25 protein-coding genes and 2 pseudogenes are annotated in these 26,666 nt (G+C 61.3%); 18 read left to right on the top strand and 9 right to left on the bottom strand.

What is annotated here, in order from left to right:
• Positions 1-1,115 precede the first annotated feature (1,115 nt).
• Positions 1,116-2,105 (bottom strand): GlxA family transcriptional regulator, encoded by a 990-nt coding sequence (locus tag C8N34_RS23920; protein WP_158640809.1) that lies wholly within the window; start codon positions 2,103-2,105, stop codon positions 1,116-1,118.
• A 196-nt stretch (positions 2,106-2,301) separates the two neighbouring features.
• Here C8N34_RS23920 and C8N34_RS23925 point away from each other — a divergent pair, with 196 nt between their 5' ends.
• The 6 genes from C8N34_RS23925 (at position 2,302) to C8N34_RS23955 (ending at position 7,801) form a co-directional block, all read left to right on the top strand.
• The gene (locus C8N34_RS23925) at positions 2,302-3,105 is read left to right on the top strand and encodes a transporter substrate-binding domain-containing protein (protein ID WP_108130790.1); all 804 of its coding nucleotides are present in this window, start codon (positions 2,302-2,304) and stop codon (positions 3,103-3,105) included.
• A 56-nt stretch (positions 3,106-3,161) separates the two neighbouring features.
• On the top strand, positions 3,162-3,905 hold the full coding sequence (locus tag C8N34_RS23930) for an amino acid ABC transporter permease (protein ID WP_108130814.1): 744 nt from the start codon (positions 3,162-3,164) through the stop codon (positions 3,903-3,905).
• A 1-nt stretch (position 3,906) separates the two neighbouring features.
• Positions 3,907-4,800, top strand: a complete 894-nt coding sequence (locus C8N34_RS23935; RefSeq protein WP_108130791.1) for an amino acid ABC transporter permease — start codon at positions 3,907-3,909, stop codon at positions 4,798-4,800.
• Between the two features lie 9 nt (positions 4,801-4,809).
• On the top strand, positions 4,810-5,571 hold the full coding sequence (locus tag C8N34_RS23940) for an amino acid ABC transporter ATP-binding protein (RefSeq protein WP_108130792.1): 762 nt from the start codon (positions 4,810-4,812) through the stop codon (positions 5,569-5,571).
• 117 nt (positions 5,572-5,688) lie between these two features.
• On the top strand, positions 5,689-7,074 hold the full coding sequence (locus C8N34_RS23945) for an aspartate ammonia-lyase (protein ID WP_108130793.1): 1,386 nt from the start codon (positions 5,689-5,691) through the stop codon (positions 7,072-7,074).
• Between the two features lie 448 nt (positions 7,075-7,522).
• Positions 7,523-7,801 carry a hypothetical protein gene (locus tag C8N34_RS23955; protein WP_242013909.1) on the top strand — a complete coding sequence of 93 codons (279 nt, stop codon included), beginning with the start codon at positions 7,523-7,525 and terminating at the stop codon, positions 7,799-7,801.
• A gap of 127 nt (positions 7,802-7,928) precedes the next feature.
• On the opposite strand, the gene C8N34_RS23960 is transcribed toward C8N34_RS23955, so the two are convergent.
• The 4 genes from C8N34_RS23960 to C8N34_RS23975 are packed head-to-tail and all read right to left on the bottom strand — an operon-like array spanning position 7,929 to position 11,688.
• Positions 7,929-8,816, bottom strand: coding sequence for a DMT family transporter (locus C8N34_RS23960; RefSeq protein ID WP_108130794.1), 888 nt, complete (start codon positions 8,814-8,816; stop codon positions 7,929-7,931).
• A gap of 30 nt (positions 8,817-8,846) precedes the next feature.
• Entirely contained in the window at positions 8,847-9,611 is a 765-nt protein-coding gene (locus C8N34_RS23965; protein ID WP_108130795.1) for an ABC transporter ATP-binding protein, read from the bottom strand.
• A complete protein-coding gene (locus C8N34_RS23970; protein ID WP_108130796.1) occupies positions 9,608-10,645 on the bottom strand; it encodes a FecCD family ABC transporter permease in 1,038 nt (345 codons plus the stop codon). The genes C8N34_RS23965 and C8N34_RS23970 overlap by 4 nt, the downstream gene beginning before the upstream one ends.
• Positions 10,645-11,688 (bottom strand): ABC transporter substrate-binding protein, encoded by a 1,044-nt coding sequence (locus tag C8N34_RS23975; RefSeq protein WP_108130797.1) that lies wholly within the window; start codon positions 11,686-11,688, stop codon positions 10,645-10,647. The genes C8N34_RS23970 and C8N34_RS23975 overlap by 1 nt, the downstream gene beginning before the upstream one ends.
• A gap of 375 nt (positions 11,689-12,063) precedes the next feature.
• On the opposite strand from C8N34_RS23975, the pseudogene C8N34_RS27010 reads away from it, so the two are divergent.
• Positions 12,064-13,231 (top strand): annotated as a pseudogene (locus C8N34_RS27010) (transposase); the annotation flags it as partial.
• A 107-nt stretch (positions 13,232-13,338) separates the two neighbouring features.
• On the opposite strand, the gene C8N34_RS23995 reads toward C8N34_RS27010, so the two are convergent.
• The 3 genes from C8N34_RS23995 to mobC all read right to left on the bottom strand — a co-directional run bounded on the left by C8N34_RS23995 (position 13,339) and on the right by mobC (position 17,815).
• Positions 13,339-15,432, bottom strand: a complete 2,094-nt coding sequence (locus tag C8N34_RS23995; RefSeq protein ID WP_108130801.1) for a UPF0149 family protein — start codon at positions 15,430-15,432, stop codon at positions 13,339-13,341.
• Between the two features lie 165 nt (positions 15,433-15,597).
• Positions 15,598-17,424 carry a relaxase/mobilization nuclease domain-containing protein gene (locus tag C8N34_RS24000; RefSeq protein WP_108130802.1) on the bottom strand — a complete coding sequence of 609 codons (1,827 nt, stop codon included), beginning with the start codon at positions 17,422-17,424 and terminating at the stop codon, positions 15,598-15,600.
• A complete protein-coding gene (gene mobC, locus C8N34_RS26515) occupies positions 17,417-17,815 on the bottom strand; it encodes a plasmid mobilization relaxosome protein MobC (RefSeq protein ID WP_158640810.1) in 399 nt (132 codons plus the stop codon). The genes C8N34_RS24000 and mobC overlap by 8 nt, the downstream gene beginning before the upstream one ends.
• Before the next feature lie 683 nt (positions 17,816-18,498).
• Between mobC and C8N34_RS24010 the strand changes: the two genes are divergently transcribed.
• The 5 genes from C8N34_RS24010 (at position 18,499) to C8N34_RS24030 (ending at position 21,481) form a co-directional block, all read left to right on the top strand.
• Positions 18,499-19,245: a nucleotide-binding protein gene (locus C8N34_RS24010; protein WP_108130804.1), complete on the top strand. Its 747-nt coding sequence runs from the start codon at positions 18,499-18,501 to the stop codon at positions 19,243-19,245.
• Positions 19,246-19,948: 703 nt separating this feature from the next.
• On the top strand, positions 19,949-20,185 hold the full coding sequence (locus C8N34_RS24015; protein ID WP_108130805.1) for a hypothetical protein: 237 nt from the start codon (positions 19,949-19,951) through the stop codon (positions 20,183-20,185).
• A gap of 157 nt (positions 20,186-20,342) precedes the next feature.
• Entirely contained in the window at positions 20,343-20,588 is a 246-nt protein-coding gene (locus tag C8N34_RS24020) for a WGR domain-containing protein (RefSeq protein WP_108130806.1), read from the top strand.
• 216 nt (positions 20,589-20,804) lie between these two features.
• Positions 20,805-21,074: an antitoxin gene (locus tag C8N34_RS24025; RefSeq protein ID WP_108130815.1), complete on the top strand. Its 270-nt coding sequence runs from the start codon at positions 20,805-20,807 to the stop codon at positions 21,072-21,074.
• An 11-nt stretch (positions 21,075-21,085) separates the two neighbouring features.
• Complete coding sequence (locus C8N34_RS24030; RefSeq protein WP_199750768.1) at positions 21,086-21,481, top strand: type II toxin-antitoxin system VapC family toxin; 396 nt, start codon at positions 21,086-21,088, stop codon at positions 21,479-21,481.
• Between the two features lie 188 nt (positions 21,482-21,669).
• Here C8N34_RS24030 and C8N34_RS27380 read toward each other — a convergent pair whose 3' ends face one another.
• Entirely contained in the window at positions 21,670-21,909 is a 240-nt protein-coding gene (locus C8N34_RS27380; RefSeq protein ID WP_479684408.1) for a BrxR family transcriptional regulator, read from the bottom strand.
• A gap of 205 nt (positions 21,910-22,114) precedes the next feature.
• Between C8N34_RS27380 and C8N34_RS27205 the strand changes: the two are divergent.
• From C8N34_RS27205 to C8N34_RS24060, 6 genes and pseudogenes are all read left to right on the top strand, one after another.
• Positions 22,115-22,267 (top strand): annotated as a pseudogene (locus tag C8N34_RS27205) (tyrosine-type recombinase/integrase); the annotation flags it as partial.
• Between the two features lie 79 nt (positions 22,268-22,346).
• The gene (locus C8N34_RS27210) at positions 22,347-22,706 is read left to right on the top strand and encodes a tyrosine-type recombinase/integrase (RefSeq protein WP_277878429.1); all 360 of its coding nucleotides are present in this window, start codon (positions 22,347-22,349) and stop codon (positions 22,704-22,706) included.
• Positions 22,693-23,688: a tyrosine-type recombinase/integrase gene (locus C8N34_RS24045; RefSeq protein ID WP_108130809.1), complete on the top strand. Its 996-nt coding sequence runs from the start codon at positions 22,693-22,695 to the stop codon at positions 23,686-23,688. Before C8N34_RS27210 ends, C8N34_RS24045 begins: the two co-directional genes overlap by 14 nt.
• 133 nt (positions 23,689-23,821) lie before the next feature.
• Positions 23,822-24,082, top strand: a complete 261-nt coding sequence (locus C8N34_RS24050; protein ID WP_108130810.1) for a helix-turn-helix domain-containing protein — start codon at positions 23,822-23,824, stop codon at positions 24,080-24,082.
• Positions 24,083-24,157: 75 nt separating this feature from the next.
• Complete coding sequence (locus tag C8N34_RS24055) at positions 24,158-25,879, top strand: SulP family inorganic anion transporter (RefSeq protein WP_108130811.1); 1,722 nt, start codon at positions 24,158-24,160, stop codon at positions 25,877-25,879.
• Complete coding sequence (locus C8N34_RS24060; protein ID WP_108130812.1) at positions 25,879-26,121, top strand: winged helix-turn-helix transcriptional regulator; 243 nt, start codon at positions 25,879-25,881, stop codon at positions 26,119-26,121. The genes C8N34_RS24055 and C8N34_RS24060 overlap by 1 nt, the downstream gene beginning before the upstream one ends.
• The last annotated feature ends 545 nt before the right edge of the window (positions 26,122-26,666 follow it).

Consider the following 26,666-nt stretch of genomic DNA (forward strand, 5'->3'; position numbering starts at 1 on the left):
CCTTGAACTCGATCACGCCAATCGCCTCTCACCAACTCCCTTACAACGCTGGAATATCATGCGCGCCCCGAAAGTCGAAAGTTTGCGACAGTACCAATTATCAACCTATTCCGAAGAATATGGTGACACTTTATCATGAATCTTCCCCGTGACTTTTGGCGACCATCTGGGGCAGTTGTCGAAGAGTCAGGGCTCGCAATCTCATTGCCCTGACAGGCGGCTTTGTTTTCACTGCCGCCTTCCACCCGCTCGCAAGCTGGGGGAAGCAGGTGGCGGTACCCGCAGTTACACCCCACCGCCACCTGCGATCCGGCACTCAGATCATTAGCGCCACACGAAGGCCAGGAACGGGTGACTGCAAGTTCTTTGGCTCACAACCTAGTCAGCCAGCCCTGGCCCCGCTGCGTCTCTATGATCGCAACATTTAGGCTTCTGAGACAAGTCACGAGCAAGATGGAAATTTGCCAATAGGCCAGACTATGAAAAAACCTGCCGCACGAGACGGCAGGGGTAAGTTTGAGAGCTGATAGGAAGGCCTACCGCTGTTGCAACCTTGAGTCGTGGTGGGAAGTTTATCAACCGGTTCTTAAGAGTCCGGTGAAATTTATCTTGAATTCTCTCCGTGACTTTAATCGCCGTACATGCGACTGAACGCTCTACCAGAGCTTGCACACATATCGCTCTGGCAGGCGACCCAGCTCCCGGTCGTCCGGGGTCCCCTTGTACCTGGGGGAAGCAGGTGGTGGCACGCGCATTACACACCGCCACCACCTGCGACCCAAATTAGCCTTTCATTTCTTAGTTTAAGTTCATGGCCTCGCCTAGCTGCGTCGTCTCTACATCATTCTGTCAATTGGACCGTCGCGGAGTTTGCACCGGAACTCGATACGTTCAACCGTGGGCGCAACTTCGCGGTATGGCTAGGTTAGGTGCCCCCGCGGAGATCGGCGGGCGGCAAGACCCGGCTCGGATCGGTCAGCAAGATGGTAAAACCGACATCCGCCACCTGCTGATCGTAGGCTCCGCCACAGACACGCCAGCCGCGCATCACTGAGCCAGAAGTATCCATCATATCACCGCTCGATCTTCTCATGGTACATCAGTCCCTGCCACAATCAATGGGTCCTGAGCCTGGGTGAGAGATCGCCCCCTCCTATGCGACTGCCTATCCTGCGCTCCGACGGGGTCAGCCCGAAGCAACGGACAAATGAACGCGTGAAATTGGCCTGGCTTGAGAATCCGGTCGCAAATGCGATCTGGCTGATTGGGAGCTTGGTCTGCCGTAGCAACTCATCTGCCTTTGTGAGGCGCAGACTGGTGTAGGCTGCCATCACCGACCGCCCCAGATCACCCTGAAACTGCCGCTGCAACTGCCTGCTGCTGAGGCCTGCCAGCCGCGCAAGGTGCTTTAACGGCAAAGGGTCGGCGATGTGATCCTCCATCAGCCGCAAGGCGGCAAACACGCCTGTCCGGTGGCTTGACTGTTCCATGCCGATGCCTCGCTGGGCAACTTCTGGAGTACGGATGCGGGTGTAGATAAAACGGCCGCTCACTTTGGCGGCCAGTTCATGGCCATGCCGCGAGCGTATCAGCGCGTGCATCATGTCAAGCCCGGCAACGCCTCCTGCACAGGTGACCCGGTCACGATCCAGCACAAAGAGGTGCTGTTCCGTCAGCAGCTCCGGCAACAGCTCACGCAGGGCATGAACATATTCCCAGTGAACGGCAATCCGCCGCTCATACAAGAGCCCGGCCTTGGCCAGCAACACCACCCCGGCTGAAATTCCACCCAACGAAATGCCACGACGCGCCGCTTGGCGCAGGAAGGTCAGGCAGTCTGGCCGTTCCGTTGTGAAGGGATTGCCGCCCGCGACGATGAACAGCCAGTCAAGATCGGGCGGGGCCTGGCTGAAGGGGATCGTCTCGAAAAGACCACCGCAAGACGACCGAACCGGCCCTCCCGCGACAGAGAGGAAGCAGGTTTCATAGAGCACTCGCCCTGACATCTGATTTGCCGCTCGCAGCGGGTCCACCGATGAAGCCGCAGACATAAGTGCGAAATCCTCAATCAGGATGAAGCCGAATTTCTCTGCCCGTTCAGACAAGGTCATGTCCTCAAATGAATAAAATATGTCACTTGGTGAGTATTAGACATTGTTCACCTTGCTGCACAATAAAATGATTCCACTGGTGCGAAAACGGGCCCTGGCTCCGCCGCGCTGGCCCCCGGCAGGGGGTGCCTTTGGAATGCAAGCAAAAAAACCACTGGATATCAGTGGCATACCAAATGGGAGACATCGAATGAAAGCCATTCTCAAACTCACTCTCGGCGTGCTGCTGGCTAGCACCGGGCTTGCCTCGGCCGATACGCTTGAGAAAATCGCGGCAGCGGGGAAGATCGTCGTCGGGGTCAAGAACGACTACCGCCCCTGGGGCTATCTGGATGCCAGCGGCAATATTGTCGGGCTGGAAATCGACCTTGCAAAGGACATTGCCAGCCGCCTTGGCGTCGAGGTCGAGCTGGTGCCTGTCGTGGCTTCGAACCGGATGGAGTTCCTGCAACAGGGCCGGATCGATCTGATCATCGCGACCCTGGGTGACAATCCGCAACGCCGCGAAGTGGTCGGCATGGTCGAGCCGAACTACTATGCCGGCGGCGCCAACGTGCTGGCCCCGAAGGCAAACGGACTGAAAGAATGGACTGATCTGGAAGGCAAGGATCTCTGCGCCATTCAGGGCAGCTACTACATCCGCGAAACCACCCAGAAATACAAAGCCAATATCCTCGCTTTTGCTGGTGTGCCCGAAGCGACGGCCGCACTGACCAATGGCAGCTGCGTGGGCCTGCTCTATGACAATACATGGATCGAGAGCCAACTGGCATCCGAGGGTTCCTGGGCAGATTACGAGATGCCCTTCGTCACCGAACAGCTGCAGCCCTGGGCGATCGCCGTGCCGCTTGCTGAACTGGACGGTCCCTATGGTCTCAAGATCAGCGAGATCATCACCGACTGGCACAAGACCGGCTACCTGATCGAGGCGAATGCCGCCAATGGCATCGCCGCCAGCCCCTTCCTTGAAGAGCAGCACGAGAAGTTCAAGTAACTCATCCTGTTCCGGCCGGTCGCTTGGTCGGGCCGGCCCGTTTCCCGGAGGGTTCGGTGGAAACAGTCGAGACGTTTTTCCAGTGGCTGCGTCAGAGCCATGGCATCAATCTGACAATCGGCTACGACGCCTGGGACCGCGCCCAATTCCTCAGCGGGCTCTGGATGACGGTGAAGCTTTCCGTCCTGTCGATCCTGTTCTCACTTCTGGTGGGCGTGGTCGGTGCCTGGGCTCAGGGGGCGCAATCGCGGCTTTTGCGGCTGCCGGTAGGTCTTTTCGTGACCTTCTTCCGCAATACGCCGCCACTGGTTCAGCTTTACTTCTTCTTCTTCGCGCTTGGCTCGATCCTGCGGGTGCAGAATGACGCCGGGATGAGCGTGCCGATGATTTCGGCCTTCAGCTGGGCGGTGATCTCGCTGACGCTCTTTGCTGGCGCGCTGAATACCGAGATCTTTCGCTCTGGCATTGATGCGGTGCCGAAATCCACCCTTGAGGCGGCAGAGGCGCTCGGCTTCACCCGGCTCCAGACCTATATCTATGTCGTCCTGCCGCTGGCGCTGCGCATCTCTCTGCCCTCTCTCGGAACGAACCTCGTCAATCTCGTGAAAACGACCACGCTGGCCTATGCGATCGCGGTGCCTGAACTCCTGTATTCGGCGGCGCAGATCTGGTCCGAGCAACTGAACGTCCGTGAGATGATGACCATTCTTTTGCTGAGCTACATTCTGCTGGTCGCGGTGCTGGTCTGGATCATGGGGCGCTGGGAAAGATCCCTGCGCATCCCGGGATATGGAGTCTGATATGTGGTTGCCTCCGATCCCCGAGCCTGCCCGCAATCCGGCGCTGCGGCGCCCAGGTCATATGGATGTGCTTTTGCCGCGCCGTGCATATGCGGCGTCGGCACTGAACTGGCGCGAGACTTTGCTCAACCCGGTCTCGATGACGCTGCTCTTTGCCGGACTGACCGCCAGCCTGATCGGGGCGGCCTGGGCGCAGGATGCTGCTTCGGCGCAGCCGTCTGTCTTCTCGGTACTTCTGAAATGGACGCCGCTGCTGGGAGAGGGCTTTGCCTATAATGTACTGATCTCGCTTCTTTCGATGCTGATCGGGACTGTACTGGGGGTGATGCTCGGTATCCTGCAGGTCTCACCGCTGATGCCGGTACGCAAATTCGCATGGCTGGTGACGCAGTTCTTCCGCAACTCGCCCTGGCTGGTTCTGCTGTTCTACTCGATCCTGCTGATCCCGTTTCAGGTCACGGCTTTCGGCATCACCGTGCCTTTTCCTGGCTGGCTAAAAGCGGTGATTGGCCTCTCGCTGCCGGTCATGGCCTATATGTCGGAATATGTGCGCGGCGCGATCCTGTCGGTTCCGACCGGGCAATGGGAAAGCGCGGAATCGCTTGGCTTCACCCGGGGCCAGACGATGCGGATGGTGATCCTTCCGCAGACGGTAAAGCGGATCCTGCCGAACTGGATGAACCTTTACGCGGTGCTGACAATGGCGACGCCGCTGGTGTCGATCATCGGGGTGGACGACATCATGGGCTATACGCGCTCGGCTCTCTCGGCCGAGGGCAGGCCCGATATCCTGATCCCGATGTATCTTTATGTCCTGAGCTGGTTCTTCGCCTACTGCTACCCGATCAGCCTTGTCACATCCTGGCTTGAACGCCGCTATTCCGTGAAATTGTAAGGACTCACCATGGCTCATACAGAAGGCAGATGGACAGAGGCGCAACCCATCGTTTCGCTGAAGGATGTGCGGAAATCCTATGGCACGGTGCAGGTGCTGAACGGGATCAGCCTCGACATCATGAAGGGCGAGGTGGTTTGTATCATCGGACCATCAGGTTCGGGGAAGTCGACGCTCATCCGTTGCATCAATGCGTTGGCCGATATTCAGGGCGGCTCAATCCAGGTTGAGGGCCAGGAGGTGCATGATGCAAAGCTCGACAAGCTGGCATTGCGCAAGAAGATTGGCATGGTGTTCCAGCAGTACAACCTTTTCCCGCATAAGACCGCGTTGCAAAACGTGATGATGGCGCCGGTCAAAGTGCTCAAAGAGAACCGGGTCGAAGTCGAAAAACGCGCCCGAGAGCTGATCCGCAAGGTGCGGCTGGAGGGCAAAGAAAACAGCTATCCCGGGGAGCTTTCGGGCGGTCAGCAGCAACGCGTCGCCATTGCCCGCAGCCTCGCCATGCGGCCAGACATCATGCTGTTCGATGAGGTGACCGCCGCGCTTGACCCCGAAACGGTGAAAGAGGTGCTGGTGACGATCAAGGATCTGGCCGCCGAGGGCATGACCTGCATCCTTGTGACCCACGAAATGGGCTTCGCGCGTGAGGTGGCCGACCATATCTACTTCACCGATAAAGGCGTGATCGTCGAACATGGTCCGCCCGAGACCTTCTTCACCAATGCCTCAGACCCGAGAACACGGCAGTTCCTCAGCCAGGTTCTCTGACCCCGGATTCTCGGGTTCCTCCGCTTTTTCAGGCTGATTGCCTGTCTCAACAGCCACGGCGTGGGCCTCATCATGCGCCGTGGGCATTCCAACACTCTCAGAACAGGACTTCCGGGCATGACTCGTATCGAAACTGATGGTCTGGGCGCGCGTGAGCTGCCAGATGTGGCGCTTTATGGCGTCAACACTTTGCGCGGGTCCGAGAATTCGGCGCTTGGCAGCCTGACAATCGGTGATCATCCGGGCTTGGTGCGCGCTCTGGCGGTGATCAAAAAGTCGGCGGCTCTCGCCAATCGTGAGATCGGGGTGCTGGAACCCCAGCTCACAAATGCGATCATTGCGGCCTGTGACGAGCTGCTGGCGGGCCAGCACCATGACCAGTTCATCATCGATATTCTTGAAGGATCAGGCGGCACCTCGATCAACATGAACGCGAATGAGGTGATCGCGAACCGGGCCTTGCAGATCCTTGGGCACACGGCGGGGGATTACGCCATCCTGCATCCGAATGATCACGTCAATCATGGGCAATCGACCAATGATGTCGTGCCCTCGGCGTTGAAACTTGCGGTTTATGAGGCTGTACAGCCTTTGGTTGTGGCACTGACCCATCTGGCAGATGCCTTTGCCGCGCGAGCCGCGGACTTCGGCGATGTGCTGAAAATCGGCCGTACCTGCATGCAGGCGGCGCAGCCGATGACGCTGGGCCAGGAATTCGGCGGCTACGCCAGTGCAGCACGGCGTCAGGCCGGAAAGATTGCCGCGACGGCGGAGGAATTGCTGCAACTTCCGCTGGGGGGCAGCGCGATCGGCACGGGCCTTGGCTCCGACCCCGGCTATTCGGCGGCCCTATACGCTCATCTTCAGGCGGAACTGTCGCTGCCGGTGCGCCGCGCGGACGATCCTTTCGACGCGATGCAGAATTCGGACACCTTCGCACGGGTTTCGTCCGAGATCCGTATCGCTGCCGAGACCATCGCGAAAATCGCGCATGACCTGATCCTGTTATCGTCTGACCCGCAGACCGGCCTCGGCGAGATCCGCCTGCCAGCCGTTCAGCCCGGCTCCTCGATCATGCCGGGGAAGATCAACCCCGTTCTGCCGATGATGATGCAACAGATTGCTTTCGCCCTGGCGGGGAATGATCAGACGGTTGCACTGGCCTCTATGGCTGGCCAGCTGGAGATCAATCATTTCGAGCCCGCAGTCGCGTCGCGCCTGTTCGAGAGCATCCGCCTCCTGACCCGGGGCAGTCAGCTGTTCGCAGACAGGTGTGTAAGCGGTATCGAGGCCCGCCCCGAGCGGGCACTTGAACTGCTGCTGAACTCGCCCGCTCTGGCCACGGCCATGGTTTCAGAACTGGGGTATGCGAAGGTCTCGGCACTCGTAAAGCAGGCTGAGAAGGAGGGAGTCACTTTCGTCAGCAAGATGGTTGAAATCGGCCTCATGGATCACGCGCAGGTGCTCGATCAGTTGAAAGAGTCGGTTAAACCCATAAGCTGAGCAACGACCTTTGGCGTGGTGGCCTAGCCATGTACTGCAGCATTTGTCCGCCCCGTGGTTCCCACCGCGATCCTCGACCGAATGCTAAACCTTAGCCACGTGGCCATCCTCTGCGACGAGAGTTATCGACTTCGCGAAAAGCGCCGGAGCGAGCTTCTGCAGAAGCCCGCCCCGGCGCAAGACAACACCAATATTCGATCCAGAATGAAGGGGGAGGTTCGTCGCCACGCCGCGTGGTCAGCTCCTGATGTCATTTAACAGCTGCTCTTGGGTCACACCAAGATGGGCATCACCGTTCGCTATATGGACGTTGTATTGGAGGATGCTCTGACACTATTGGAAGGGGCCGATCTGTGGCCTTTGCCCAGCCAGTTTATATCGACCAGGCAGCTCGCGGCTGAGCGACATTCTGCTTGGCCGTCATTAGCATGTCGCCTAAAGTTACATCATGCAGCAGATCAGCGATACGAAAGCCGCGGTCAAGGCCTTGCGGCGGCTTTCCTCGAATACTGCCGCGCTGATACCTGCAGAGTATGCGGACCGCCTTCTGAATGGTGAAAGCGCCTTGCGCGTCTACCGCAATCTGTGCGGCCTGACTCAAGCAGCGCTGGCCAGAAAATCGGGTTTGAGGCGTGTTACCATCGCCGAAAATCGAGACCGGTCGAAAGCAGGGCTCAATCGCAACATTACCTGCCCTGGCCGATGCGCTCGGCGTGAGTCTGGATGATCTAACAGGGTAACGTCAGCCTTTGGCTGCCTGTTGGTTGCATTGCCTTTCGTGGACGGACTTCACAAATTGGATGCTCACGCTTATTCAAGCATCTAGAATCGCGCACGTTTCAGTGCTTGTGCAGCTATCTTGTCCCTCGTTTTCGCGCCACCGGTGCAGCAATGAATGCCCCTACAAGGATGAGGGGAGCGGCCATCAGGAAAGACCAGCTGGGCATTTCACCGAAGATCATCAACCCGAGGACCACGGCCCAGAGGACCGAGAGGTATTCGAATGGCGCCAGGGCGGAGGCCTCGGCATGTCGGAAGGAGAGGGTCATCAGAATATGGGCGATGCCGCCCGTAAGCCCCGCCCCCAGAAGCAGTGCGAGTTGCGCAGCATCAGGCCGCACCCAGCCCATCGGCAGCGTGGCGGCTCCGGCAAGCGCTGAGACGACGGCGAACCAGAAGGCGATGGCCGCTGCTCCTTCCCCCAGCATTGTCAGACGCCTGACCTGAATCAGCGCCCCAGCTGTCAGCACCGCCGTCACCACACCCAGAGCCACGCCGAGCTGTGCACCGTCCGGCAGGTTTCCGGAGAGGGTTGGCAGGCTGAAGGCCACGCCGCCGGCAAGCCCCATGCTCACGCCGCCCAGCCGCCGGAGGCCTAATCGTTCCCCAAGCAGCATCCACCCCATCAGTGCCATCATTGCAGGGGCGAGATAGGATAGCATCGTGGCCTCTGCCAGCGGCAGCAGGCGGATCGTGGCGAATGAGGTAAACATCGCCGTTGCGCCCATCAGGCAGCGCAGCACATGCCCGAGCGGGCGTTTGCTGGCCAGACCCGATGGAAAGACGCCCGACCACCACAGGAATGCGACCAGCGGAATCAACGCGAAGGCGGATCGGAAAAAGACGACCTGTCCCAAGGGCGCTCCGTTCTCAAGGGCCTTGATGCAGGCACCCATGACAGCAAAGGCAAATGTCGCCGCAATGCGCAGGAGGATGCCGAGCGCCTCGTCCCTATGGGGCATCGCAGGATGCGGACCGGCAGGGCACACGAGTCACGCTGCCCTGAAACGGATATGCGGCCGTGCCGTTTGTGGCTCGAAGGTCACCTCAGCCTCCACTTGGAAGACATCACGCAACAGCGGCGGTGTCAGCACGCCCGCAGGCGTTCCACAGGCCACCACCGCTCCGGCTTGCAACACCACAATCCGGTCGCAGAATGTGGCGGCAAGGTTCAGATCATGCAGGGCGACGACACTGGTCACATCCAGCCGCCGCACCATGCGCAGGATTTCGATCTGATGGTGAATGTCGAGATGGTTCGTCGGCTCGTCAAGAAACATCACTCGCGGGCTTTGGGCAAGAGCACGGGCAATGTGAACCCGTTGGCGTTCACCGCCCGACAGGGTTTGCCAAGCCTGCGCTCGGCGGCCCGCCATTTCTACTCGTTCCAGCGCGGCAGAGACAGCGGCCTCGTCCGCAGCAGTCCACCCCGCCAGAGCCGAGCGGTGCGGCGTCCGACCCAGCCGCACCACATCACGAACGGAAACATTGGTATCGGTAGTGGCGTTCTGCTGGACGAAGGCCAGTTGCCGCGCCAAGGTCTTCCGCGAAACACGGGCAATGTCCTGTCCCAGAATCTCGACCCGCCCGGACAGCGGAGCCCTCAACCCGGACAGAAGCCTGAGCAGCGACGACTTGCCCGATCCGTTGGGGCCGATCAGGCCGAGGGTTTCGCCTTCGGCGACATCCAACGAGACGTTATTGACGATCGTTTTGCGCTGCGCGCCCCAAACAAGGTTCTTAGCCGTCACGGTCATGTCTGCGGCCTTGCGCGGTAAAGGATGATGGCGAAGAAGGGCACGCCCACCAGCGCCGTCACGACCCCGATTGGGATGGTCTGCTGTTCGGCCACCACGCGCGAGGCGATGTCGGCCAGCACCAGGAACACGGCCCCCACCGCGGCGCAGGCAGGCAGAAGGCGCAGGTGCAGGGGGCCCACAATATACCGCGCGGCATGTGGCACCACGAGGCCGACGAAGCCGATGGTGCCGACCATGCTGACAATAGTGGCGGTCATCAGCGCCGTCACGCCGAAAAGGATCAGCCGAATGCGGGCAACCGGCACGCCAAGCGATGCCGCATCCTCGTCGCCGAAGGTGAAGGCATCCAGTGACCGCGCCATGAGCAGGCAGATTACGAGGCCGATGGCCACCACGATGACCAGAAGCTGGAAATCCGGCCAACGCACCCCGCCGAAACTGCCCAGAAGCCAGAACATCACGTCCCGTGCCTGCTGGGCATTGCCCGAGGTGGTGACGACGTAGGAGGTCAGCGCATTGAACAGTTGCGAGGCGGCGACACCCGCGAGAATCGTGTGGTTCGGCCCGCTCGTCGCACCGTTCGACAAGAGTGCCACCAGCGCAAAAGCCGCAAAGGCTCCGGCAAAGGCACCCATCGACAGCGACAGGCTGCCGGCGCCGATTCCCAGCACGATCACCGCCACCGCTCCCGTCGAAGCACCGGCTGAAACACCCAGCACAAAGGGCTCGGCCAGCGCATTGCGCAACAGCGCCTGTAGGATCGCCCCGCAGATCGCCAGCCCCGCGCCCGCAAGGGCCGCTACCAAAGCCCGGCTGAGCCGCAAGTCCCAGACCACGCTTTGCTCTATCGGTGGGATGTCGGCGCTCGTCAGACCCAGGCCGTTGGTCACGGCCAGAAACACAGTGCCGACGTCGATCCTGTAATCGCCAATCGCGGCCGCAAACGCGACCGCGACGACAAGCAGGATCATGACCAGCCCAAGGAACAGGGCAAGCCCGCTTGCCCCGCACTGTTTTGTATCAGCATCCATCACTGCAGATCGAAAGCCCGCAGTTGCTCTGCCAGTTGCTCTGCGCCGAAAAGCGTGTGGACCGACGGGTTCATCGACGACCCGCTCATCACCGCGATGCGGCCGGCCTTGACGGCTTCCATCTGGCTGACCGCCGGATCGGTCGTCAGGAATTCGATCTTGGTTTGCGACTCGTCCAGACCCCAGCGCTTGCGATCCACCTGTGCCGCCACGATCACTGTGGGGTTCGAGGCCATGATGCCTTCCCATCCCAACGCGGGCCATTCAGCCTCGGTCTTGAGCGCGTTCGATCCGCCAAGCAGATCGGCGATATAGCCAGAGGGGCCGTTGCCGCCCGCCAGATAAGCATCGTCCGATGGCGAGGGCGACGAGAACCAGAACAGGAACGTCAGATCGTCGCGCCGCGCGAATTCCTCGCGCAACGTGGCTTCGCGCGCCTTCAGATCGGCGATCAGCGTCTGACCGCGGTCCTGCACATCATAGATCCGCGCCAGATCGCCGATTTCCTGATAGAGCAGATCCATGTTCCACAGGTTTTCACGTAGGCCATAGACGCTGGTGGCCTTGCTGCCCGTCGTGTTCTCGGTGTCCGCCACCGTCGTGCAGGCGCTGGGTGACAGATAGGTCGGGATGCCCAGCTTCTCAAAATCCTCGCGTTTGGCCACCTTGCTGTCGGGACCAAGAAGCGTCACCAGCATCGCCGGGACGAAATCGGGCTGCTTGGAGAGAATGGCCTCCAGAGTCGGGAATTCGACAGCCACCACCTCGACCTTTGCATAAGCAGCCTCAAGTTCCGGAAGGACCCGATTGGGCCAGAAGGCCGTTCCGGCCATCTTGTCCTCAAGTCCGAGCAGGAACAGGATTTCGGCGCTGTTGTGGCCAAGCGCCACCGCGCGTTCCGGGGCCTTGGCGAAGGTCACCTGCTCGCCGCAGTTCTCGATCGTCAGGGGGTAGGTTGTCGCCTCGGCCAGTGCGGTCGTGGACAGCAGGGCCGCTGTAAGACCGCACAGAGCCGCAGGACAGGTGGTGGTGTGCATGGTCATTCCATTTCTGACAAAAACACTAGGTGACCGCGTAGAGAGTTGGCGGGGAATTTACAAGAGTGTTTTTATCGGAATTCTTCTTGAGGCTGTGTTCTGCGTCCAAACATCAGCGCACAAGGTTTGTTCACTCGGAGAGCGCGTCCTATCATCCGTATAATCAAAGAGCTTCCACCCAAAGACTTCCAGAGCCACCACCCAAAGTGGAACACACCGGAGGCAAACCGGCTTCCAAACAAAACAATCGTTTCACGAAAGGCAATATGAGCAGCAACTGCTTGCTCTTACGCGACCCCTTACACTTGACCGCCTGCTTTCCGCCGAGACTGTGTAGAACCGATATTTATTGTATACTTACTCATAGTTTGGAGGGTTTTCATGGCGCGTTTCATCGGGGGCGGCCGGGATCAGACGACTCTTTTTCCGGAGCATCTGGACGAGTGGATCGGGCAAGATCACCTTGCGCGTGTGGTCGATCTGTTCGTTAACCAACTCGATCTGCCCGCGCTCGGGTTTCAACACCATGCCACTGCCCGTACCGGGCGACCGGGGTATCACCCGGCTGTGCTGCTGAAGCTGTTCATCTACGGTTATCTGAACCGGACCCCTTCCAGCCGCCATCTGGAATGTGAGGCTGGGCGCAATATCGAGGCGATGCGGCTGACCAGGCGGCTGATTCCAGATCACAAAACCATTGCAGATTTCCGGCGGCAGAACGGCCCTGCCATCCGGAAGACCTGCGCGAGTTTATCGATCTCTGCCGCCGCATCGGTGTGCTGAAGGGCCAGATCACCATCCGCCTCGCCCATCCGGAAGCCGAGGTCGGCCGCTGCATCGAGGAGACCGACCGGATCGACCGTCAGGAAACCAGCACAGCGCGGGCCGAGCGGGCGGCGCATCTGACTCGCCGATATCACCGTATCCGTAAGGAGATCAAACGCCTGCTGGCCATCGACAAGACGCTAGCCGATGCCCCCGACGAGCAGATATCGAGCGCGCGGGCCATGGCGACACGCGCGCAGCACAGCGCCACAATGTCCAGAGCGTCGTGGATGCCGAGACTCATCTGATCGTGACGCATGAGGTCACCAATCAGGGACATGACCGGGACCTGCTGAGCAAAATGGCCACACAGGCGAAGGTCGCATTGCAGCGAGACGATATGCACATCCTTGCCGACAAAGGCTGTTTCAGTGTGCTCAAGATCCCTGCCTGCCAGAAGATCGGCATTACCGCAACCGTCCCCCGATCAGACACATCCGGCGCCCGGCCAAAGGGCCATTTCGTTAACGACGATTTCGCCCACAACCATGAGGCTGACATCTATCGCTGCCCGGCGGGCCAGACGCTTACACACCGCACCACCACCGAGCAGCAAGGTCTGCAAATGCGGCGGTATTGGACGAACGCCTGCAAGGACTGTGACTTCAAGAGCCGCTGCACCACCGGGCAGGAACGGCGGGTTTCGCGTCGGGAGCACGAACATCTGGTCGAAGCCTCGAACGCCCGACGTCGCAGCCCGACACCTCCATGGGTTCTCTTGCGACCACATCCAGCCGAACTCCACTAACTGGCCCAGCTGCGTCCGTCCGCAGTTCAGGTGGCCGAGTTTTCACACAACATCCACCCTTTGCGACGCCTCTCGCCCCATCTTCACCCTGAGTTCTTCGCCTGCCGTTCTGCGATCAAAGCAGCGAGTTCAGACAGATCAACACCAGCGACGCCCGCCGCACCGATTTCAATCAATCTGCGGTCCTCCTTGGTCATGCCCTTCTTCGGCCATGCCGACCGAAACCTGTCCAAGGCCTCAGAAAACCCGGATGCCCAATCCCCCTGTCCCTTCTTCGATCGACTGTATATCGAGGCCGCGAGATCGGTGGGCTCGGACGCTATTTCGGCAACCGCCTGGGCACGCATCATCAGAAGGTCCATGAACCGCTGGAACCGGGACGGGTCGATCCGCGGCAGGACGGCATCCAGAATCCGGGGCAGCCATTGGTTCGGCATGATGACTTTCGGCGCGATGACGATCCCGGTCAGGTAGCCATCAAGCCAGTCGGACGAAAGGCCCGTTCCGCGCAGCAGCGTGGCAACTTCACCCTTCTTCTCGGGCTCGGGGGCCGCTTCCGCCAGATCCTCGAGTGAGGCCTCCGGATCGAAATCCGGATCGTCCCGGATCCAGGCCTCGATGGTCTGCTCATGAATGTCGAGCATGACCGGGATCTTCTTCAACTCCCGGCCTTCGAGAAGCGCGGTGGCGCAAGCCACAAATCCGGCCGCATCCGGATGAAGACCTGTCTCCAGCACATCGGCGGCGCGGGCCATGATGCGCGCCCACCAGTCGCGCCGGGTCTCGAGCCATTTCCAGAGCGCGGCCTCCGCCGAGCGGGCGCTGCGCGCCTTGTCGAGAACCGCATGGGCTTCATCGCTGTCCTCGAACCAGCTTTCGATGATCTCGTGCCGATCCCACCATTCGTCACTGGCCATGATCAATGCACCCTGTTGCCGCTGCGAGAGCGCTTTGACCGTAGCGGATGATCCCAAGCCTGCTATCAGTTCGGGCGTCGATTTCACCTCGGGGCGCAGAGCAGTGAGCCCGCAGATCCGGGCAATCTCGATCAGGCCCGGAACCGGCGGCCGGCCTTGCGCAAGGCCATCGGCCAGGGCGACGGAGAGGGCCCTGTGCAAACACTCGACCGTCACGCTCAGCGCGCCGACGTCTTCCGACATACGCTCGGTGATCGACTTCTGCTCCCGGGCGTTGGCACAGGGGATGGTATAGGCATCCTTCACGCCCTGCCCCTGTTTCAGGAGCAGCATCGCCATCTTGCGGTGGGTGCCCGATTGCAGGGCGATGCCGATGCTCTGGGCACCGCCGCCATCCGGCAGGGTGGCGCGGATGCCATGGATCATCCATGGGGTCCGGTCCGGGTCGGCAACAACGCCTTTGCGCATGGCCTCCTTGAGAACCTGATCGACCCTCCCCCGTGCGGCATCCTCAGGCATCCAACTGCGCAGGACGACCAATGTTGCGAGAATGCGGCCCGGAAGGGTGCCCTGTGCAAGCCGATCCGCCAGACCTTGTGCTGCGGCAAGACGGATAGGTGGGGCTGGATCGAGCAGCCAGAAACAGGCGAGATCAGCATGGAGCGCGTCACTTCGGCCCACCGAATAGGCCACCACATGAGCGCGCATCTCCGGGGGCATGGCCGGAAAGCTCTCGGTCAGGGCATGGTGCAATGCCAGTGGTTCGCCCTCTGCCTGCTGGATCAGTTCGGCAAAGAGACCGTCAAGCAATGCGTCGCCTTCGGCAGGATTGGCTGTGCGCCGACCAACTCCGGCAACGACATCCTCACGCTGCAACTCCAGAGCAACCGGCGCGGGTAGTCCGTTGCGGGTCCAGAGTTGGGCCAAGATCAGGTTGTGCGAGGGCGTCATCCGGCCCTGACGCCGCGCGAGAGCGAGGGCGTCTTCGACCGCAGCGAGAAAGGCCTGCCCGCGCGCCTTACCGTTCTCACAAGCGATGCGCGCTGCATCGAGGCCCGCGCCAAGCAGGTCGAGCAGATCCTCGTCCTTCGGCGAAGGATCGTCGATCGCGCAGAGGCGCGCGACGATCTGGCCGCCGAGGGCCGGGCGATGCAGGAGATCGAAGCTGAACCGTTCGAGGATGTCGCGGCGCGCGCCGAACCCGTCGCCGCCAGCTTGCGCGAGGGCCGCCAATGCCGCATCGATCCGACCCTTTGCCACCTGTCACCTACCCTGGCTGTCTGATTTTCTGCGACCAACCTAGCGGCGCGGTCGCGCCTTGTCAGGGAGATACGGCGTCGGAGCCGGAAGGAAAAGCGCAGGCCGCACACCGGATCTTGCCAAAGATTGGCGACGCAGGTCCATGACGTGGCAGGCGGGACCGCCTCACAATTCCCAATCCTTCGGACCCGTGTGTTCAGGGCGACCGGCCAGCTGCCGCTCTGCCTTTGCCACCTCACGCAATGTCAGGCCAAAGGCCACATGCGATTTCGCGGCTGAGACCACCGCCCGGGCAATCCAGTGCCGCTCGCCCTCATCCTCAATATCCCGTGCCAGCGCATCGGCCCGACCTGCGGCAAGCTGCGCCACGACACCCTCCCCATATCGCTCGCGCAGTTCCGCCGCGAACCGCTCGGCATGGGTATCGTTGCGGAACCCGACCTTCCCCCCGGCCTGCATGATCCGCCCCATGGACCGCAGCGCGCGCACGAGCCGGTCGTTCTCAGGCGCGGTTTCATGGGTAACGGTATGGTCAATCGCCGCCGCCGCTCGGTCATAAAACCCCTGCAGCTCCCCGGCCATGCGCCGTCCCTGCTCCGGGTCGCGCAGGTCCAGTCGTCGCCGTCCGGCGAGGAGCAGAAGATCGCTGCGCACCCAATCCCGCTCTTCCCAGGCGTTCGCCGCCCCGCTCTCCAATCGGCTGGCAATTCGTTCGCCGCTCAGGCCAAGTGCACTCGCGCCGGCCACGATCACCGCACGCAACCACTCCGTTGCCCCGGGCTGCAGGGTCGTCTCCGCACGTCCCCGCGTCAGCGCATCGCCCTCAAGCGCCACGCCGTAGACCATAGACTGTGGCATCATCTGCAGAAGCTGCGCGCCGCGGGCATCGCCAAGCCCACGTGCGATGTCGACGGCATAGGCATAAAGCTCGTCTCGCAAGCCCTTCCTTTCGGTGATCGGGGCCTTGCGGATCCTGTCCTCGGTCACAGCCATCCATCCGCTGAAATGCCGCTCCAGATCAGCACGCTCCAGCGTCGCCGCCTCGGCCGGGAAGGGTGAAAGTACCCCTCCCTGCCGAAGTACTTCCTCAGCCTTGGCAATCTTCTCGGCGATCTCCGGCAGCCCGGTCAGAGCCGCCACATGACTGAGGTTGCGCATGGTGTCCGCCGTGCGTGCCATCGTGGCAAGTGCATCCTCCAGCGCCCTACCCTCGCGCGGCCGTTCCTCCGGTGCCCTGCCTTCTTCCCGCGCCCGTTCGATCTCTGCCCGCGAGGGGCCATAGGTCAGAAGCCCCCGTTCCGCGCGCGAGGTCGCGTCCAGAAACACCCCTTCTTCCGCCGCAATGGCCACCATGCGCGTTTTCATCACGTCGAGGTTGAACACATGTTCCCTCGCCATGAAGAACCAGCTGTCATTCAGGGTGCCTCGGTTGTTCACGACAATATGGACATGCGGATGCGCCCGGTCGGTGTGCAGCGCCGCGACATAGGACCAGATATCGTCCTGATGGTCGCCCGACTGGAACATCTCGAAGGCCCAGGCCTCTGCAATCAGCTTGGCCTTCTCCGGCCGCACATGGGACGGAAAGCTCAGCAGCAGATGGCTGGTGTGCCCGTTCTTGGGCGACCCACGCCAATCTTCGACCCAGTCGCCGATGATGTCTTTTCGTTCGTCCTTGGTCAGCCCCTTGGCATCTGCATCCAGCACGACCCCGTTGCCAAAGATCGATGCCGACTTCGAGAAGAGGTAGTCCATCTGGGCCGCCAGCTCCTTCGCGTTCGCCGTGCCACCCTTGCCGATCTTCTTGATGACCGCGGCGTTCGATCCCAGCGAAAACCGCCACAGCTGGCTGGCGCGCGGCGAGAATCGAAAGCCCTGCCGAGAGGAGGAAGAGGGACCGGGTTTCACGCGCCCTGACTGGGGGCGCAGGAAGTCGAGGTCGCCAAGAACAGCCTCTGCCAGCCCGATGGGCCGCGATCCAAGCTTAACCATGGCGCGCGCCCTCCTGGGTTTCGACAAACTTTCGGAACAGCGCCACGCCCTGCCGACGGCGTTCTGCGATGATCTGGCTCATCGCCTTTGCCACCATTGGCAGCGACCGGCGCAGCTCTTCCACCGACGCCCACTGCGCCTTGACCATCGGCGCCCTGCCCCGGTTTGCCGCCAGCGCGATCTGGTTCACATTGGTGCCAATCTTGGCCAGCTCGTAGCGGATCTCCTCCAGCCGTGTGCTGTCTTCCCGGCTGAACTCGAGGAAGCCTGCCGCCATCCGCACCACCGATCGCACGCCGTCAGAGCGGGATTTCGCGCCCAGTTGGGTGCAGAGCGCATCGAAGGCCTGAAGCTCTTCGGCAGGCAGACGGCAACTTACAACCTGGCCCAAACTCACGGCTCGCGGTCGCCCGCGGTGCGCCACTTGCTGCGCTGCAGAATCAGCCAGATCGCAATTCGCTTTGGCTGAAACACCGGACCCAGACTTAAGTCGTATTTTGCGCGGCTCTGATTTTTCTGCCAACTTCCGCCACCGATTATTTGTAGACACATCGCATTTCCTGCCACCTTCTCTATTCCCTTCTTTCACCCCTTGATCAAGCACAATCTATGCGCGATGTGACCCCTTGCAGGTTGTGCTCCCCTTGGGTAACTCACCTGACACCGAGTGCACTTCGCTGTTCGCTGAATGCACAAGGCGCAACCGGAGAAGGTGCCCCTCCAGGCCCTTGGCAGGAGGGCATTTCCCGGGAAGAAGTGGTGGTAACGCCCTGTTTTTATTGATGTTAGGACCCAACCGTTCAGTGTTGCGGGTTCGAAGAAAGGATGTGTAGGATGCGTGTTATGGCATCAGCGACGTGTGATCAGGGCTACGCCTCATGATACACGCATTGCGCGATCAGATAAAAGATATACGCATCCAGTAATCAGACAAATGATTAAAGAGATACGCCTTGCGCAATAGAGTTTGCGCGAGATGTTTTCTGATATTCGCGGTCTGGTTTCGGATTAACGCGATGTGATTTAGGATAAACGATTTCAGCAATCCGCATTCAGGAAAATGGGATCGTCGATATGCGAAGTGAGGAAGGCGGTATGGGTTGCGGAATACGGGTTGTACTGGTGATGAACAGGAAGGGCGGATCGGGCAAGAGCACACTCTGCCGTGCCCTTGCCTCCGCAGCGGCAAGTCGCGGCGAGACGGTCACGATCTTCGACACCGATGCCTCGAAGTCTTGCCTCAAGTGGATGCAGGCGGGGCAAGGGGCCGGAAACTGGTCGCCACTGGTCGAGGTGATCCACACCCTTGACGCGCACCGGGTCGTCGAGGCGATTGACCAGATCTACGAGCAGCCTGACCAAGAGCATCTGATCCTGATCGACACCTTCGGTGGCGGGTCAGAAGCGCAGGATGTGCTGGCCGTCGCAGCCCATCGGATCATCTGCCCGATGATGCTGTCGCGCGGCGATCTCAGCGAGACCCTTGAGACCGCCAGCTGGTATCTGAAGCTGCGCGGCCGGGTCGAGAATGCGGATGAACTGGCCGGCTTCTCTGTCGTATTCAGTCGTGTGCAGGTCAGGCTCTCGGAATCCGAGCGCGCGGTGGCCGATGAACTCTTCAGGTCGCTGCCCGCCTGCGAGGCCTGGTTGTCCAATCGCAGCGCCTATGTCCGGATGGACAAGGAAGGGCTCCTCAGCCCGATCGCCGACAAAACGCCAAACCGCGGGTTGGCGGCGCATTTGCTGACCGCCGTGAAGGAGGCAGGGGAACTTCTCGACGAAATCGATCAGTTGATCGTGGCACCGGCGGAGGCTGCGTGATGGCACCGCGTAAAGATCAGATGCGGATCATCCGACAGGACGCGGGATTCTCGGCCAAGCTCGGGTTTGGTGGAATGGCTGTACCTCCTGCGGAGGTCGACAGGCCGCGCGTGATGCCGCCGTCTTCGGTCAATGCAGTGTCGGGGGAGCCCGAGCGACCTCCGGTCGAGACCGCCGCCGCACAAGTCATGCCTCAGCACGATGACGGCGGGCTGCCAACCCGCATCAGGGAAGATACCCGAAAAGAGGAGGGAGGACATCAGAAGCCCGCGAACCTTGCGGCGCAATCTTCTGCCCGTGTCCCTGCTTCAGCGGCGCGAGGGCAGGTCGTCTATGTCGCGCTTTCCTTGACGTCCCGGCAAGCGCGCCTGGCACAAACCTGGGCCTCGGTGGCGCGGTGCTCGGTCCAGTTCCTGATCCGCCGCGTGGCACAGGGGCTGCGTGACCAGGTCTTTGACGACTGGGAGCGCGATGGCATGCCGGAGGTCCATGAGCCTCGCGGGGCGCGGGGCAAACATCCAACCAGCGTGACCCTGACCCTGCGACCGAACTTCGCGGCCGACCGGGCTGCCCGGCACGACCCGCTTGGCATTTTGGGATTGGCGCGGGTCATGGGTCCGGCCTTCCGCGCGCGGTTCCAGGAGGCATTCGACATGGCCCTGGACAAGGCGCAGCTGCAAACGACAACCGAGGGAGACGAAAAATGGCCAACCAGAAAACGGAACCCCTCGAACTTGCCGCACAGCCAGCCGAGCTTGGTGTTGGCACGCCCGTGGAATGGATGGTCGACCCGGATCTGCCTGAGAATGTCCTCGGGGTCACCTATGAGTTCAGCAACACCGGCGAACGCAAGACGGTTTGGTACACCCCCAACAAGAGGCGCGCGAAGAGTTTCGTTGTCGTCGATGTCCCACACTCGCGGAATGTCGCAACCGTCTGACACTGGCAGGCCGCCAGGGAGCAACCCCTTGGTGGCCAATGCACGCGGGCAGAACGGCACCCCATCAAGTTTCTGAATCGGTCCGCAGGGTTCGATTCAGAAAATCCATTGGACTTGAAGAGCGATCGGACGGATTCTGTGCGGGGGGGGGACCGCCATGGCTCTGGCACATCTGCACCGCATCGATCCCGAGGCCAACATGGCGCGGTTCTATTGCATCGATGTTGCGACGACACTGTTTGGGGACGTCTCCGTCTTTCGGACCTGGGGCCGGATCGGAACGCAAGGTCGGACAAGCATCGAGACCCTCCCCACGTTGGAAGACGCGGAGAATGCGGCATCTCGAGCCCTCCGACCGAAGGTGCGGCGGGGTTATCTGCCGGCTGGCCAGATCCGTCAGTAATACCTTGCCGCCTGAGATATGGCAGGCCTTGCGCTGAAATCCGCCTACAGAATTGGCTTCTATCACTCATGCCGTATCGCCAAACCGTAGCCCCGCTTGGAATTGGGTGTAATTGGGTAAGGTAACGGATCGTATGAAACGGTCGCGTCCGGAACGCCTGCTTGAAATCGACGCCTTCAGCATGTATATGCTAATGCATATGCAATGGAGGCTACCATGCCGCACGCTCACACCCATGACCACTTGCCGGGCCGGGAAGCCAAGCTCTTCCGCAACAACAAGAGTCAGGCCGTGCGCATCCCGGCCGACTTCGAATTGCCGGGTGATCGCGTGATGATCCACCGCGACGGGGACCGCCTGATCCTGGAGCCGGTCCGGCGGCGAAGCCTGCTGGCCGTCTTGGCAGATCTTGAACCACTCGGGCCAGAAGACCAGTTTCCCGACGTCGATGAGACCCTCCTGCCCGCGCGCGAGGTCGACCTTTGAGCCGACTTTACATGCTGGACACGAATATCGTGTCCGATCTGGTGCGCAACCCACAAGGCCCGGTCACACGGCACATCGTCGAGGTCGGGCCCGAGGCCGTCTGCGTCAGTATCATCAACGCCGCAGAACTTCGCTACGGCTGCGCGCGGAAGCGCTCGGCCAAGCTGCTGGCCAATGTCGAAGCCATCCTACGCAGTATCCAGGTCTTGGCATTCGATGTCCCTGCTGATGCGGAGTATGGTGGAATAAGGGCCGAACTCGAGGCCGCCGGCAAGCCGATCGGCCCGAACGATCTTCTGATCGCGGCTCATGCCTATGCGCTCGGGGCGGTTCTGGTCACAGCCAACACGGGTGAGTTTTCTCGCGTGCGGGGCCTGCAGGTCGAGAACTGGCTGATCCCACCTTGAGACAGGGTGATAGTTCAACTTTGCCCGGCCACAAGGCGTGTGACGCATAATAGAGATATTGCAGACAATTGGTGTCAATCCAAAGACTTCCGCGCAAACGAGCACCTCCGGAGATAGCCGAGATGCCTTAAGACGTGATGTCTGTGGCAAGTGCCGGAAACGAAAGCCTGCCCTGAAAGGACCATGGTCTAGGCCCCGGCCCGTTTGCGCGCTTCCTCTACATGTCCCTTGTTCGTCAACACGATGTGTTGGGTACGCGGATCCTCCTGTTCTGCATCACGCTGTAGTCCCAGCCTTTTCAACACGTAGAACAGCATACTACACCGCACCGACAGAACAGCCTTACCATCCTTCATGCCGTAGTCCTTTGCGACAACCTTCTGCTGACTCTCGGTCAGCGACGGGTGCGGCATGATCTCAACCGGCACAAACTCGTGCCAGAGTCCGTCATGTAAGCCATCAGCGCCTGCCGGTCCCGGCTCTCCTGTCTCAAGTATTCGGGGCAGAAGGAAATCTTTGAACTTGTCTTCAATGTGACAGTAAGCCCGGGCACCGTTGCTCGCCCCGCCGCACGTTTACTCTCATGCGCAATTGCGGGGTTTGTTCGATCCGCGAAACATCGAGATTGCGCTTGTGGGCGCCAAGCAGCTCGACCCGCATACGTTCCGTACGCTCCTTTTGCTGCTTTATGGCGCAGGGCTTCGGTTCAGCGAGGCCACCGGGCTCTTGCGCGATGATGTCGACCTGAAAGCTTCCGTCCTGACAATCCGGGACGCCAAGTTCCAAAAGAACAGGCTGGTGCCTGCGGGATTGCCGCTTGCGACGGTTTTGGCCAACCACCTGTCGCAGCCACCGGGACAGCGGTTTGCCCCCGGATGGTACCGCATACCTGCTGTCGAACAGGGACGGGACCCGGCTGGCAAGCAGCACCGTTCAGACTGCGTTCGACCGGCTTCGGCGCCTTGCGGATATCCAAGGCAGCGCTGGAGGTCGATCGGCGCCGCGCATGCACGATCTCCGGCACAGCTTTGCAGTTCACAGGCTGTCCGCATGGTATCGGGAAGGCGCAGATGTGCAGCGGTTGTTGCCCGTGCTGTCCACTTATCTCGGCCATTCCGATCTAGAAGGCACCAAAGCCTACCTGACGATGACCCCGGATCTCTTGAACCAAGCGTCGATGCGTTTTGCGCGCTTTGTCCATGGAGGCGAGGATGCGGGAGCATGAACTTCTAGGGCCTTGGCTTCGGCGCTTCCTGACCGAGTACATCGTCACCGAGCGTAACCTGGCCCGAAACACCCGGTCCAGCTATCGCGACACCTTCCGACTGCTTCTTCCATTCGCCAGCCGAGAGGTGCGCAAACCCGTCGACCGATTGATGGTTCGCGATCTGGCGTCGTCGCTGGTCCTAAAGTTCCTCGCTCATGTCGAGGACCATCGCGGATGTTCGGTTCGGACCCGAAATCAGCGGCTGGCCGGCATCAAGGCTTTTGCGCGCTTTGTGGGCAGCAGGGACCCGGCGCATGTCGAGTGGTGTGGGTGTATCCGCGCCATGTCGTCGAAAAAGTCCATGCAGCCATCAGTCGGCTGGCTGACACGGCCGGAAATGGAGGCGATGCTCGCGGTGCCTGACAGGAGAACGGGCCGGGGACAGCACGAATACGCCCTCCTGCTCTTCCTCTACAACACAGGCGCGCGCGTGTCCGAGGCAACGCAGCTGAAGGTGCGGGATCTGTCGCTTGGCGCGCAGAGGGGCGGTCACGATCTTGCAACCCTTCATGGCAAGGGCGGCAAAATCCGGCAATGCCCGTTATGGCCGGAAACCGAGCGGGTCCTTGCCCACGAAATCCGTGATCGCGAAATGGACGCACCTGTCTTTGTCAGCAGGCTTGGGACAGGGTTTACGCGCTTTGGGGTCTATCGCCTGATCGAGCGCTGTGCTGCGCAAATTCCAATGCTCGCTGGCCGTGCGATCACGCCGCACGTGATCCGACACACGACCGCCTGCCATCTGGTCCTTGCCGGGGTGGACATCAACACCATCCGCGCCTGGCTTGGGCACGTGTCGATCAGCACGACCAACATTTATGCCGAAATCGACCTGACACTGAAAGCCAACGCCGTCGCGCTCTGCGAAGTCGGCCAAGAAAGGCCAAGGCGTTCCTGGAAGGAGGACAAAGACCTGATGGCGTTCCTGAGATCGCTGTGATTCAGCATCCCCGATGCGGACCGTTGTGTCGGGGATGACTCGACGAGAATGCATATGCAGTAGTGCTATCATGATACTTTAAATATCAAGTCTAATACTCTAGACGGGTATCACCCCGTTCAGAGGTTACCCTATGATCACCGGCCCCCAGATGCGCGCGGCGCGTGCCCTTCTCGGCATCGACCAGAAAACCCTGGCCGAGCTGTCGGGACTGTCCGTTCCGACCATCCAGCGTATGGAGGCCAGCACAGGAAATGTGCGCGGCGTGGTCGACAGCCTCACCAAGGTCGTCGCGGCACTGGAACTTGCCGGTGTCGAACTGATCGGTGAAGGCACCCCCAGCACGTCAGGCGGGCGCGGCGTTCGCCTGAAATCTCCACCCCCGAAACACTAACCCCAGACTTCGCGACGGCGACCGCCGACGACATGCCGACGATCCCGCCGCAACCCATTCAAGGTGCGGCCCCAGATGAAAGACCAGACCAGACAGACCGGCGACACGCCCAGCTTCGCCGAGCTCCATACCCCGAAACTCGTGACCGTCCTGCGCGAGGGTTATGGGCTGCCGCAGCTGCGGGCCGACGCCATTGCAGGGCTGACCGTCGCCATCGTGGCGCTGCCGCTCTCCATGGCGATCGCCATCGCCTCGGGCGCGACCCCGGCGCAGGGGCTTTACACCGCCATTGTCGGGGGCTTCCTCGTCTCGCTTCTTGGCGGGTCGCGGTTCCAGATCGGCGGGCCCGCGGGCGCCTTCATCGTGCTGGTCGCCGCAACGGTCTCGCAACACGGGATGGAGGGGCTGATCCTTGCGACCTTCCTCTCTGGCCTTATGCTCGCAGCCGTCGGCTTTCTGCGGCTTGGCACCTTCATCAAGTTCATTCCCTTCCCAGTGACGGTCGGCTTCACGGCTGGGATCGCGGTCATCATCTTCGCGAGCCAGATCAAGGAGCTCTTTGGCCTGACGCTGGATCATGAACCGGGCGAACTGCTCGAGAAGCTTCCGGCTCTGTGGAACGCCCGCGCGAGCCTTACGCCGGCCGCGCTTCTCGTCTCGGCGGCGACGGTGGCGATCATCCTCGGGCTCCGTCGCTGGCAGCCGCATTGGCCGGGCATGTTGATCGCGGTGGGCGTCGCGGCGCTGGCCGCGGCGCTCCTGAACCTGTCGGTTCAGACCATCGGGACGAAGTTCGGCGGCATCCCCTCGACCCTGCCAGCCCCCAGCCTGCCGGATCTTTCGCTCGAAAATATCATGGCGGTGCTACCGGCCGCGATCTCCTTCACGCTTCTGGGCGCCATCGAGTCGCTTCTCTCCGCCGTGGTCGCCGACGGCATGACCGGGCGCCGACACCGCTCGAACTGCGAGTTAGTGGCACAGGGCGCGGCCAATATCGGCTCGGCCTTGTTCGGCGGCTTCTGCGTCACAGGCACCATCGCACGGACCGCGACCAATGTGCGCTCGGGCGCCCACGGGCCGGTCGCGGGCATGTTGCACGCGCTGTTCATCCTGCTTTTCATGCTCATCGCCGCGCCGCTCGCTGCCTACATTCCGCTGGCCGCGCTCGCAGGCGTCCTCGCCGTCGTCGCCTGGAACATGATCGAGAAGCCAGCCATCGCCATCCTCGTCCGCTCGGGCTGGGGCGAGGCGACGGTGCTGGCCGCCACCTTCTTCCTGACGATCTTCCGCGACCTGACCGAGGCTATCGTGGTCGGCTTCGCGCTCGGCTCGGTCCTCTTCATACAGCGGATGAGCAAGACCACCGCCATCGCCACCCACACGCCCTTCGTGGGACGAGACGAGGCGGACAGCGCGCACCCGCGTGGCAGCTATGACGAAGAGGTCGCCGCGAACCCGGAGGTGGTGGTCTACCGCATCACCGGCGCGCTCTTCTTCGGTGCGACCGCTTCCATAGGCTCGGTTCTCGACCGCATCCAGGACAGCCACAAGGCGCTCATCGTGGATTTCTCGGCGGTGCCCTTCCTCGATTCGACCGGCGCCAACATGATCGAGGGTCTCGCCCACAAGGCCCACAAGCGTGGGGTCGCGCTCTGGCTCACAGGCGCCAGCCGCGACATTCAGAGGGTCTTCGTGACCCACGGCCTGAAACGGCCTCTCGTGCAGTATGCCTCCAGCACCGAGGAATCGCTGGCAGCCATAACTGACGCCTCCAGCGATACGCGGGAGGTGGCGTGATGCCGGGCGGCGCACCGGAACGACGTCGCCGCCGGCAGAGGTTCGGCCCCGAAGAGCGCCGCCGGTACGTGCTTTCTGCCCTCGAACGGCCGCGCACGCAGTCCGAGTTGAGAGACGCGCTCGGCATGAGCAACAGCGGCATCCTGCATCTCCTGAGACGCCTCGAGCGCGACGGGCTGGTCCGTCCAGCCGAGCGGGTCGCCTGGACGCGCATCTGGGAACGGACGCGAAACGGCGGCTGATGTCATGAACGGGCCCACATCAATTGCCACGTCGAACAGGAGCGAGCCGCCCGCCGCGTGGATCGCACTCCTTGAGTGTGTCGAAATGGCGGACGCCGGTGTTCTTAATCTCAATGGAGGCGCCCCACAGGTTGTGGACCTCGCCGAACGGCTCGTCGACCTTGGGTTCCTGCGCGTCCCGCGCGCGGGATGCTATTCTCTGACTCCAGCCGGCCAACAGCTACTTGGACGGTCCACGACCAATCCGACGTCAACCAGATCGAAGAGGAGCCGGTCGCTCTTACTGCCAACGGTTCTCATCGCACTCATGGTGGCTGGTCTTTGGGAGGTGTTGCAGGGGTAGCGGGCGAAGCACGCCTTCACATCCGAGGAATCTGCCTCCCCTTCTCACTTCTCCCCGAACCTGGGTGCATCTTCAGGATCGAGTTGGGGTCGGAGAGCGGTGCGGAGGGTTCCGTCGCAAAGTTTTTCTGAATGCGGAATAGCTCAGCCGCAGGGCAGACTTATGCTGCGAGCCCGGCGAAGATCTGGAAAGCAGTTTCCCC

This window comes from Gemmobacter caeni (assembly GCF_003054195.1).
In the GTDB taxonomy this organism is placed as follows: Bacteria; Pseudomonadota; Alphaproteobacteria; order Rhodobacterales; family Rhodobacteraceae; genus Gemmobacter; species Gemmobacter caeni.